Source organism: Faecalibacterium sp., from assembly GCF_052358865.1.
In the GTDB taxonomy this organism is placed as follows: Bacteria; Bacillota; Clostridia; order Oscillospirales; family Ruminococcaceae; genus Faecalibacterium; species Faecalibacterium butyricigenerans.
Window position 1 is genome coordinate 1 of the sequence record NZ_DAWCVJ010000077.1, and the last position, 10826, is coordinate 10826.

Genomic DNA, 10826 nt, shown 5'->3' on the forward strand with positions numbered 1-10826 from the left:
TGTGGTACAGTTCCATGAACAGCCATTCCAGCTCGTCCTTGTGCTTGGCAAACCGGACTGCAAAATTATCTTGACTTGTCATCTTTCTTTATCCTTTTCGTGTAAGATGAAGCTGCACGCTGGGGTAATCACCAAACAGCTGCGGCAGGACAAGTCCCGCATACAGCAGAGTGCTGCCGCTGAACCGCATTCCCTTGTGAATGCCGTCCTCTACGTCGTGGGCATACCGGGAGCCGAAATAGTCGATGCCGTCCAGCTCATACACAGCATCTTCTTCCAGCCCACGGAAGCACAGGTGGATGGGCAAGGGATTCGCCTGCGGATGGGTCACCACCAGATTCAGCAGTGCCTCGCTGCCGTCCTCTGCGGCAAACTGCCATGCCGTGAAATATGCGTTTTCTGCCGGGTCGGTCAGCCGGTAATAATCGCCGATACGGATCAGGTCGTTCAGCCGTTTGAACCGCTTGATCTGGTTTTTCACTGCAGTGCACTCGGCGCGCTTTAATTTGCCCAGATCCAGCTCGTAGCCAAAGGTGCCGCTCATCGCCACCACAGCACGGGTGTCGATGGGCGTAGTACGGCCGGTCTGGTGGTTGGGGCAGGCAGAAACATGGGCACCCATGGTGCAGACCGGGTAGCCAAAGGAGGTGCCGTGCTGGATCGTCAACCGTTCAATGGCATCGGTATCATCACTGCACCAGATCTGGGGATAGTAGCACAGCATTCCGGCATCAAAGCGTCCGCCGCCGCCGGCACAACCCTCGAACAGCACCTCCGGGAAGCTCTGCGTCAGCCGCTCTGCCAGCGCATAAACGCCCAGCATATAGCGGTGCATGATCTCGCCCTGCTGCTCGGCAGGGAAAGCACGGCTGTACACATCGCTCATGCTGCGGTTCATATCCCACTTGATATACTCAATGTGATGCTCCCGCAGCAGCTTGCCGATAACCCCTGCCAGATAGTCCACCACCTCCGGGCGGGAAAGATCCAGCACCAGCTGGTTGCGCCCCATGGCGGGCTTGCGTCCGGGCAGGGTCAGCGCCCAGTCCGGATGGGTGCGGTACAGCTGGGAGTTCTCGTTGACCATTTCCGGCTCGATCCACAGGCCGAATTTCATGCCCAGCGCATTGATCTGCCCGATCAGTGGGTCCAGTCCGCCGGGCAGCTTTTCGCAGTTCACGGTCCAGTCGCCCAGACCCTGATTGTCGTCATTCCGGGTGCCGAACCAGCCATCGTCCAGCACCATCATCTCCACGCCGAGAGAGGCCGCTTTTTCAGCGATCTTTACGATCTTTTCGGTGTTGAAATCAAAATAGGTGGCCTCCCAGTTGTTGATCAGCACCGGGCGGCGTTTGTCTTTCCACGGGCCGCGGCAGATGTTGCGCCGCAAAAAGCGGTGGTACTTCTGGGAAAGCGGGGTCAGACCCTCTGCCGCAAAGGAGAGGATCACCTCCGGGGTGTCAAAGGTCTCGCCCGGCTTCAGGTTCCACGCAAAACGTTCCTCCTGAATGCCGCTCACTACCCGGACAAGCCCGGTCTGAGAGCGCTCCACGTCCATCTGGTAGCTGCCGGAATAGACCATCATCACCCCGTAGCAGGCACCGCTGATCTCCGTTGCATCCTGCTGGCAGAGGATCAGGAAGGGATTATTATGGTGGCTGGAGCTGCCCCGCACCGAAGAAATGGTCTGGATATTGGTGCCCACAGCTTCCCGCTCCAGCTGCCGTTCCATAGCGTGTCTGCCGTGGAAATGCAGCAGATCCCATCTGCCAAAGGGCAGATCCAGACAGGCAGATGCCGCCTTGTCCAGCCGCAGCGGGGTATCTCCGTGATTTGTCAGCCGCGCTGCACGGGTGATGACATCCTGCTGTGCAAACACGCCGTACAGCAGCTCCAGCGTCAGACCGGTGGCCTCGTCCTGCATTCGGACGATCAGGGTCTCGGCATCGTTTTCCTCTGCGTGGGCACAGGGCAGACCGGTCAGCTGATATTTGCCCGCCTCCACCGTGTGGCTCACATAGGTAAAGTCTGCGCCAAAGGCGCCACAGCTGTCGGCCACCGTCAGGCAGGAGAGACGGAAATCGCCCACGTTGCAGCCGGTATACTCCTGCGGGAGCAGATCCGGGGAAATACCCCGGTGGGTGCGGTAAGCGTAGTAATCCGGCGAAAATCCCCGGTCTGTGCGGGGATACAGCTGCATCAGGTCCCCGGTGCCAATGGTTTTGCCGTAGTACAGATGCAGCAGGTGCCCCAGCGCATCCACCTTCATGTGGTAGCTGGTATGGGCAGTCTCCAATACAAAAATGCGGGCCTCGGAATCAAATCGAATACTCATGGATCCTATACCTCAACGAGATTATTTTTAATAGAAATGCCGACAGGCAGGCGGTCGTGTCGGAACGGCTACCCGCCTGTCGGCTATGATGAAGGAGAAATGTGAATTGCTTATTTACCGCCGGTCATGGCAATGCCCTGAATAAACTGCTTTTGGAAGATCAGGTACAGGATCACCATAGGGATCATGGCCAGCAGGCTACCTGCCATCAGCACCGGGAAGTTGGTGGTGTACTGACCGTTCAGGGTGGAAAGGCCGGCAGACAGGGTCATCATGTTCAGATCGGTGTTGCAGATCAGCGGCCACATCAGGTCGGCATAAGCGAACACCGCCGTAAAGATGGCCAGTGCCGCCATGCTGGGGCCGGTCAGCGGCAGCATGACCTTGACGAAGGTCTGCCACTTATTGCAGCCATCCAGATACGCTGCCTCTGCGATCTCGTTAGGGATGCCCAGATGCGCCTGCCGCAAAAAGAAGGTGCCGAAAGCGCTGACCAGACCGGGGAACACCAGCGCGAAGATGGAGTTGGTGGCCCCCATCTTTGCCAGCATCTGGTACTGCGGAATAATGAAGATCTGGCTCGGCAGCATCATCTGGATCAGCACCAGACTGAACAGCAGCTTTTTGCAGGGGAATTCCAGCTTGGCAAAGGCATAGCCCGCCATGGAGCTGAACACCACCGCAAAGATCACACGGAACAGGATCAATAGACCCGTATTGATGTAGAGGTTGGTAAAGGGCAGGCTCTGCAATGCCTTGACAAAGCTGTCCAGATTCCAATGGGAGGGCAGGATCTGCGGCGGGATCGCCATAGATTCGGCCTGCGTCTTGAAGCTGGTGAGCACCATCCATACAAAGGGGAAGATCATGCTGATGCTGCCGAGGATCAAGACCAGATAGGTAAAGAACGTTACAACATTCTTTCTGGTTTTTAGACTGGCATTCATAGTTTACACCTCGTAATTGACCCACTTCTTCTGACCGATGAACTGCACCAGCGTGACCAGACCGATCAGCAGCACGGTCCACACCACAATGGCCGATGCGTAGCCCTTATTGCCGGCAACAAAGCTCTCGCGGTAGAACAGATACATCAGGCTCTGTGCGCTGGTCAGCGCAGGGTTCGTCTGCTCCACCATCATGTAGATCAGATCGTAGACCTTCAGGGAAGCCATCAGGCGCATGATGAGCACCACAAACAGGGTGGGCGACACCATGGGCAGCGTAATGCTGAAGAACTGACGGATCTTGGATGCACCGTCCAGCTCGGCGGCTTCGTACAGGGACTGGGAAATGTTCTGGATGCCGGACAGCAGCAGCACGGCATCGTAGCCGATGGAGCTCCAGATGGAAACGATGGCACAGGTGACCAGAACGATTTTGGGCTCGGTCAGCCAGCGGATGTTCGCGCCAAAAACCTGATTCAGAATGCCGTACTCCGCATTGAAGATCCACTTCCAGACCATCGCTACCGCAGCAGGAGCCACCACCATGGGTAGGAAGAAGATGGCGCGGAAGGCGGTCTTGCCCTTGATCTTTGCGTTCAGCAGTACCGCCACGATCAGTGCCAGAAAAACGCCCACCGGCACAGTGAGGATGCAGAAGTAGAGAGAGTTCCAGTTTGCCTTCCAGAATTCCGCGTTGCGGAACATTTCAAGGTAGTTTTCCAGACCGCAGAACTGATAGGCTCCAAAGGCTTTCGTCTTGGAAAAGCTCATGTAGATGGTCTGGAAGAACGGGATAATATTCAGGATCATCAGACCGATGATGGTGGGAGCTATCATGACCAGCCCCCAGAAACGCCCATCACGACCCAGTTTTGATGTGCTTTTCATTTGGTTCCTCCCAAGCTGCATTTTCAGCCCGCACTGGCCTGATCCACGATGTCCTGCATCTTCTGCAGGCCGGTTTCGATATCCTCGGTACCTGCGTAGATTTTCAGCAGCTCATCATTGACCTTGCTCTTCCACTCCGGGCGAGAGGCGTTGTTGACGCTCTGGACGCTGTACTCAAACATGTCGATGAAGCACTGGATATTGATGGGGTACTCTGCAAAGCAGCCTGCCCAGGTATCCTCCAGACCCTGATAGGCAGGGATGGCTGCACCGCTTTCGCCCTGAATGCGCTGGCCCTCTTCGCTGCCGAAGAACTTCAGGATGTCCTTCACGGTATCCAGATTCTTATTGCTGGCAGCAGTAGCGTAGCACAGACCATTGGAGATGGTCGCACGGCCGTCTCCGCTTTCCGGGTCGGGGCACTTGGGCAGAACAGCCACATCCCATTTGCCCACCATTTCGGGGTAGTTCTGCAGCTCGGCAAGGATGTTCCAGTCGCCTTCCAGGAACATTGCGCCCTTCTCGGAGAAGAATGCAGCGCCGGGAGCGGTCTCGGCAAAGTAGGTCTGGTCCGGGCACCAGTCGTTCTGCTGGAGACCGATGTAGAACTTCATTGCCTTTTCGGTGGCAGGCTGGGTAAAGCCCGCCTTGGTCTTGTCCTCGTTCAGGATGTAGCCGCCAGCCTGATACACAAAGTTCCAGTAGCCAAGCTGGTCATCGGCGTATGCCATATAGCCGTACTTGCCGGTGGCAGCGTAGATCTTCTCGGATGCGCTGACCAGATCGTCCCAAGTCCAGTTCTCGTCCGGGTAAGCAACACCGGCAGCATCGAACATCTCCTTGTTATACACCAGACCAAACATCAGTGTACAAGGGGTACAAACAAGATAAAATAGAAATGAGGGGCGATAGAGCGGAAATGTCAGATTTTCCACTCTATCTGAACACGGTCGCTGGTGGCCTTGATCGTAGAGATCAAACCATCGGCGGCTTTTCTTTTGTCGTCAAAATCTATGCTGTCCCAGTTATCGAGATAATAGGATAACTTCTTTATCTGCTGGGGAGATATGGTTTCAACGCTCAATTCGGCGATTGCCTTTGAAATAGTCTGGCGTCGGGTGTCCAGTTCTTCAATTTTTTTGTTGGCGTAGGCAAGCAAGATCGCATTGGCTCCGGTTAGCGTATCCAGCAGCTTTTCAATTTCTGCCTCCACCTGTGCCAGCTCCACTTGACAGGCAGTCAGTTTCGGATTGATTTTTTCCTCTCTGCCGTGGAGTATCTGAAAGTCTTTGAACTTTTCCTGCATGGCCGAGAAAATGAATTGCTCAAATTCTTCTTTGCGGATTTTCCCGCAGCCCGGACAGCCTTTGTTTTCCGTCCGTTTGGTACAGCGGAAATATCCGGTGCTGTTTGGTACATGGGTGGCTTTCAGAGCATACCCACAATGCCCGCATTTGATTTTTCCGGCCAGCCAAGTGTTCTTCGGTTTCCGTCCCTGCTGGAAGGTGGTATTTGCCATAAGTTTTTTCCGGCATTTCAGCCATGTGTCAGAGGAAATGAGTGCTTCATGGGGAGCGATAACAAGTATCTGGTCTTTTAAGCACCTGTCCTTGTCCTCCTTCACATCCCGCCCCTGATAGAGATAGCAGCCGTTTGTTCCGGCAAAGTCGGAAGCATCATTGACAATCGCTGCGCCCTGGCTCTTGAAAAATTCGTACAGCTCCAAATCGGCCTGTGCGTAAACGGGGTTTCTTAAAAGCTGGGAAAGAAATGTACGGAACATGGATTTGCCATAAATTTTTATATCATGTTCCTCGAAGTATCGGGTAATATCTCCGAAGGAGGTTTCCGATTCAGCATACATTTCAAACATCAGCCGAACATGGTCGGCGGCTACGGGGTCGGCAACCATTTTCTTTGTGCGGATACCCTCTACCACAGTAGGCTCTAACTGATAACCGTATGGTGCCTGCCCGCTCATGTGGAAGCCTTTCAGACACCGGGAATAATAGGCGTCTGTGACACGCTTCTGAATTGTCTCACGTTCAAGCTGGGCGAATACAATGCAGATATTCAGCATGGCCCGGCCCATCGGGGTTGAAGTATCAAACTTTTCCGTGGAGGATACAAACTCCACATCGTACTCTTGAAACAGCTCCATCATCGTTGCAAAGTCCAGAATAGAGCGGCTTATCCGGTCCAGCTTGTACACGATGACCCGCCGAACCTTTCCCTTGCGGATCTCGCCCAGCAGCTTTTGAAACTCCGGCCTGTCCGTGTTCTTACCGGAATAGCCTTTGTCCTTGAATACCCGGCAGCTACCACCTTTCAATTCATACTTGCAAAAGTCAATCTGACTTTCAATGCTGATACTGTCCTTGCGGTCTACTGACTGTCTTGCGTAAATACAATCTTCTCTGATAAATTCCATATTGGGCTCCTTTCCTTGTTGGAATGGAGCTACCAACCTTACAACTATATTATACCATCAGCAGCCCCGGACAACAATGTTGCGAATGATTAGGGAAATCTGTCCCCATATTTACTGAACACCTCGTAAAGACAACGCTCAATTTCTTTTTTGCGCTGTTCTTTCTCCTTCGGGGGAAGTACCGGCGTGAGGCTTTCCAGCACAATGATCTTCCCTTGAAATGCGACAGACTTTGTTTCTCGTTCATAAGTGACAGCTTGCGTCATTGAAAACCTCCTTTGCGAAAGTGCGTGTATATGCCAGCCTTTCCCACTTGTCCCGTGGGGAAATGTCAAAAGACGGCACCCAGCAGGTGCCGCCCTTTGAGCTTTCTCCACTTCGGGTCAATGTGGCCCGAGGTCAGTAAGGACTGGAAAGGTACTTTTCTTTGGCGTCCTCCACGCTGTTGAGGTCGAATACTTCATAAAGCTGCCCCACAACACGCCGTATATCCTTCTTTGAAAATCCGCAGTCCTCCATTGCCATAATGACATAACCACGGCAGGCGTCATTGCTCCATTCGTCCGGTTCCAAGCCGGGGATCATTCCAAACGCATTTCCCATAAAGTGCTCCTTTTTTGAAAAGATGGGGAGCCACGCCGGATTGGTTGGCCTATCATCAGACAGCATTGCCGGGGGCTCCCCATAGGTTTTCACTTCATTTCAGACACACCGGACGGGCATAGGCTTCATGCCCCATAGTATTTCAACTCTCCCCATTCTGATGGCAAGGCGTTCTCATTGCCTGCGACGGCTCACGGCTTGCAAGGCCGCTTCAACGCTCGGACTGTGACTAAACGCAAGTATCCGGGTTCTGCGCCTGTTCCGGTGGAGCCAGCCTTGCCCCACCTATGGCATGGACCTGTTCGCTCGCTCAGTTTTACAAAGACTGTATTCTCTGAAATCCGAGGTCATGGCGGGTCTGTCACACAGCGCGTTCCCCTTCGTATCCGGGTGTCTTTTTATTCAATTTTCAATCTGCATGAGGCTTGTCTGAACCTCGGGCCATTGTGACCCGAAGTGTTTTGCCTCTCATAAGCCATTTCATTTTCCGGCCTAAATCGGTACGCCTTACAAAGAATTTTTCAAAATTTTTTCTAAGCGCCGCAGACCTCGCTCGATTGCGACACGAACCACTTTTTCATGGACGCCCTCTGCCCGGGCAATGTCCTGTTTGGTCATGCCGAGAATGAAATGAGCATAAATCCGTTTTGCCTGTTTGTCCGGCAAACTGGAAATCGCTGCGTGAAGCTCCTGCATGGTCACTTTCCGCTCATACAGTTCATGGGGCGATAAGGCGACAAAGACAGCTTCGTGCTCCAGCCCGTCGTCCCGATCAAGGGAATAGTAGGCTTTGTGGCGGTATGTACGCAGCCGATAAGCAGCCTCTTTACGCTCAAACTCTTTGAACATTTCTGCAACTTCTTCCGATACTTCCATGAAGCAATCCGATGTATAAAATGGGTAATAGTCCCGCAAATTGATAATAGCCATATTGACCTCCGTTTCGGTTGTTGGTTGACGAGTGACCGAAACGAAGGCGGCGGGGAGCGGCACCGGGGAATGACTTCGGGCCAACATGACCCGAAGCTAACGCATAAGAACGCAAAAGCGCCCGGGCGGCATGAAGCCACACGGACGCATGAAATGACATAATAATTAAGGTTCCAACAAATTTCGCATACATAGCCGGAATAACCCGGAGGCGGAGCTATGCTTTTTTTAACTGATGTAGGTCATGGGTGCTATGAAAAAAGGCAAAAATAGACACGGCGGCAATCCTCCTATATGCCGCCGTGGATTTACACGGTGTTAGGTCGTCGTTGGTTTAGGATAGACGAAAAGAAACGGCGGCTCTGATTTTCTCAAAACCGCCGTATCAGTCGATGATACAGAAAAGCGCACGAAATCCTCTGCCCGTCAGCGGTTTTTTTCTTTTCCCCGCTGTGGAGGCAGATGTTTGAATATGTAGGTATGTTTCATGCCGCAAAGGCCAAAACATACCGTGTTAGTCAGTCAATTTGAATTAGAGTTCAATTCTTGCTTTCGATGGCTTATCTTCACAATAGGTAACTTTAATCGTTGTTCCCTTGTCAGGGACTTTGTTTCCTGCGCCAATCCATTTTCGGCAGATGTAATCTTTTCCGTCTATCGTATATTTGACCTTGATAGTATGCGGAAAGGCTGCGCCATCCATAGCATGAGCGCGGACAGGTTTACGATTTACTTTTAACCACCATTGTTTTGTAACTGAAATTACAGTTCCCATTGTTTCTTTTTCCATAAGTTATACCTCCGATGATATTTTCGATTGATGATACCTATTTTCTGTTCAACCTTTTCTTTGTTTGTTGTAAATGCGGAACGCTGCTGCGCCGGTGGCCGCCAACTGTACCAGAATCAGCACCGCGAACAGGCCGAAGCTCTCATAGTAGAACAGTTCATCCCAAAACAGGAGAACATCACAGAGAGTAGTCAAGGCAACCGACCAGCGGATGTGCCGGGCCAGCCATTGCCGGAACACCAGCACAAGGGCAATGGGCGGGACGATCAGCAGCGCCAGATTCAAAATCAATGTCGGGGTCAGTTCCATTGCGTCGCCTCCTCACTTTTGTTGATAAGGGTATTGTAAAACCCCAATGTCCGCGAAGTGTTACAGCGGCTAAGAAATTTCAATGAAAATCGGGGTGAAATGTTACAACGCTCGGACACTTTTATATTAGTTGGGTCTACTTCCTTAGTCTACAATCCGTAATCTCTCAACCAACGGAGTTTTTTGTAAACTGTAAAAAGCGGAAATAGTAATCATCAAAATAATCAGAACCACCACAATGCAATATACAGTAAACAATGCTAATGGAAATGTATATGACAAATAGAAAATCCCTGCACTTATCAAGCCTTTTATCAATATCTGCCCTAAAATAATTCCCAATATCAGAGTAAGTATCAAGCTCCCTATCGCCAATACACAACTTTCGCATAGTGCCATTTTTTCTGTTTGTTTCCTAGTCATACCGATGGATTGAAACATAGCGTATTCCCGCTTTTTTGTTGCGATATTTGTAATGATTGTACTTGCGAAAGTAATGATACTAAAAAGTAGCAAGAATAGTGTTACGCCTATGATAGATATTCCTACCTGCCTTATAGTAGCTTCTTTTGAAGCAATCGCTTCTTGCATAGTCGTCAGTGTTAATCCATCTGACATATCCACTAATTTCTCTAAAGATATTGTGGTGTGTTCCAATCCGGTATCATTTGCCTTTACAATCAACCTAATAGAAACATTAAAAGAAACCGAATTTTCTGCTATCAATTCAGTGGGCATTAAAAACCAGCCGCCATAAATTGCTGTATTTGAATACAGATCACCATCTAATATGCCTCCCACTGTATAAATTTTTTGGGTGCCATCCCCAAATGTAAATTCTACTGTATCGCCTTTAGAAATACCTTCTACACCATTTACAGCAACGATCTGGTTAGATTGAACAAGCTGTTGGTAATCCAAATCGCCTGATTCGCTGAATTGCTGAATAGAAGCAAAGTCATTAGCGGTAATAATAGAAAGTTGATCTTTGCCTGTGCTATTTTTCCCTGCCCAACTAATATCTGTTTCAACAACTTGCTTTATATTGCTAATGCTTGGAAACTCCATTATCTTTTGTTTGAAGTTTTCAATCTCTGAAACTTTCTCGCTGTATTTACCAGTAGTTTCAATCGCAAATTGTCCATACTGGTAGACATCTTTCTTTACAATAGACTCTGGATCAATGGAAGCGGTGTATGTCGCAGCTAAGACGAATAAAAGCCCGCTTAGACCCAAAGAAAGCACAGAAACTAAAATGCTTTTCCAGTGTGATGTTATGCTTATGATTGCTAGCCCCAAAGAAGATAATTTTCGTTTTTCTTTGTTAGTAACCTTACAATCAAAGCGTTCCATCATATATTTGCTGGAAAGGATCGGGGAAATGCTGAGGGCTATTTTTGTAGGTCTATTTAACGATACTTTTACAACGAAATTGATGATAAGACTAATGATTATCCCCCAGAATACCGCAGCGATCCAATCCCAACCATCAGGTTGCAACAAATATCCAGCAAGGCCGCCAATCAGTAGACCAATCGGAACCCCATTGCTACATAAATTTTTTCTTTCGTAGCGGATGATTGTCTGTGTTTG

The 10826-nt window shown here is 50.6% G+C and carries 11 protein-coding genes; all 11 read right to left on the minus strand.

Annotation, left to right across the window (positions count from 1 at the left end; translation table 11 throughout):
* Positions 1 to 88 precede the first annotated feature (88 nt).
* A complete protein-coding gene (locus ACT8X9_RS10940) occupies positions 89 to 2335 on the minus strand; it encodes an alpha-galactosidase (protein WP_444269006.1) in 2247 nt (748 codons plus the stop codon).
* Positions 2336 to 2445: 110 nt separating this feature from the next.
* Positions 2446 to 3282 (minus strand): carbohydrate ABC transporter permease, encoded by an 837-nt coding sequence (locus ACT8X9_RS10945; protein WP_444269007.1) that lies wholly within the window; start codon positions 3280 to 3282, stop codon positions 2446 to 2448.
* A 3-nt stretch (positions 3283 to 3285) separates the two neighbouring features.
* Positions 3286 to 4170, minus strand: a complete 885-nt coding sequence (locus ACT8X9_RS10950; RefSeq protein WP_444269008.1) for a carbohydrate ABC transporter permease — start codon at positions 4168 to 4170, stop codon at positions 3286 to 3288.
* 23 nt (positions 4171 to 4193) lie between these two features.
* Positions 4194 to 5021: an extracellular solute-binding protein gene (locus ACT8X9_RS10955; RefSeq protein ID WP_444269009.1), complete on the minus strand. Its 828-nt coding sequence runs from the start codon at positions 5019 to 5021 to the stop codon at positions 4194 to 4196.
* Positions 5022 to 5092: 71 nt separating this feature from the next.
* Positions 5093 to 6601: a recombinase family protein gene (locus tag ACT8X9_RS10960; RefSeq protein WP_444269010.1), complete on the minus strand. Its 1509-nt coding sequence runs from the start codon at positions 6599 to 6601 to the stop codon at positions 5093 to 5095.
* Positions 6602 to 6690: 89 nt separating this feature from the next.
* Positions 6691 to 6867 (minus strand): hypothetical protein, encoded by a 177-nt coding sequence (locus tag ACT8X9_RS10965; RefSeq protein ID WP_015553872.1) that lies wholly within the window; start codon positions 6865 to 6867, stop codon positions 6691 to 6693.
* A gap of 133 nt (positions 6868 to 7000) precedes the next feature.
* Entirely contained in the window at positions 7001 to 7270 is a 270-nt protein-coding gene (locus tag ACT8X9_RS10970) for a hypothetical protein (RefSeq protein ID WP_015564338.1), read from the minus strand.
* 441 nt (positions 7271 to 7711) lie between these two features.
* Positions 7712 to 8134 (minus strand): RNA polymerase sigma factor, encoded by a 423-nt coding sequence (locus ACT8X9_RS10975; protein ID WP_015564337.1) that lies wholly within the window; start codon positions 8132 to 8134, stop codon positions 7712 to 7714.
* Positions 8135 to 8666: 532 nt separating this feature from the next.
* Positions 8667 to 8924 carry a DUF3592 domain-containing protein gene (locus ACT8X9_RS10980; protein WP_008689645.1) on the minus strand — a complete coding sequence of 86 codons (258 nt, stop codon included), beginning with the start codon at positions 8922 to 8924 and terminating at the stop codon, positions 8667 to 8669.
* Positions 8925 to 8972: 48 nt separating this feature from the next.
* The gene (locus ACT8X9_RS10985; RefSeq protein ID WP_109258367.1) at positions 8973 to 9233 is read right to left on the minus strand and encodes a hypothetical protein; all 261 of its coding nucleotides are present in this window, start codon (positions 9231 to 9233) and stop codon (positions 8973 to 8975) included.
* Positions 9234 to 9377: 144 nt separating this feature from the next.
* Positions 9378 to 10826, minus strand: a 1449-nt coding sequence (locus ACT8X9_RS10990; protein ID WP_444269011.1) for an ABC transporter permease, incomplete at its 5' end; no start/stop codon positions are given.

Coding starts and splice junctions, on each gene's coding strand:
- ACT8X9_RS10960 (WP_444269010.1), bottom strand. CDS start 6,601: ATGGAATTTATCAGAGAAGATTGTATTTACGCAAGACAGTCAGTAGAC.
- ACT8X9_RS10975 (WP_015564337.1), bottom strand. CDS start 8,134: ATGGCTATTATCAATTTGCGGGACTATTACCCATTTTATACATCGGAT.
- ACT8X9_RS10950 (WP_444269008.1), bottom strand. CDS start 4,170: ATGAAAAGCACATCAAAACTGGGTCGTGATGGGCGTTTCTGGGGGCTG.
- ACT8X9_RS10965 (WP_015553872.1), bottom strand. CDS start 6,867: ATGACGCAAGCTGTCACTTATGAACGAGAAACAAAGTCTGTCGCATTT.
- ACT8X9_RS10980 (WP_008689645.1), bottom strand. CDS start 8,924: ATGGAAAAAGAAACAATGGGAACTGTAATTTCAGTTACAAAACAATGG.
- ACT8X9_RS10940 (WP_444269006.1), bottom strand. CDS start 2,335: ATGAGTATTCGATTTGATTCCGAGGCCCGCATTTTTGTATTGGAGACT.
- ACT8X9_RS10985 (WP_109258367.1), bottom strand. CDS start 9,233: ATGGAACTGACCCCGACATTGATTTTGAATCTGGCGCTGCTGATCGTC.
- ACT8X9_RS10970 (WP_015564338.1), bottom strand. CDS start 7,270: ATGCTGTCTGATGATAGGCCAACCAATCCGGCGTGGCTCCCCATCTTT.
- ACT8X9_RS10945 (WP_444269007.1), bottom strand. CDS start 3,282: ATGAATGCCAGTCTAAAAACCAGAAAGAATGTTGTAACGTTCTTTACC.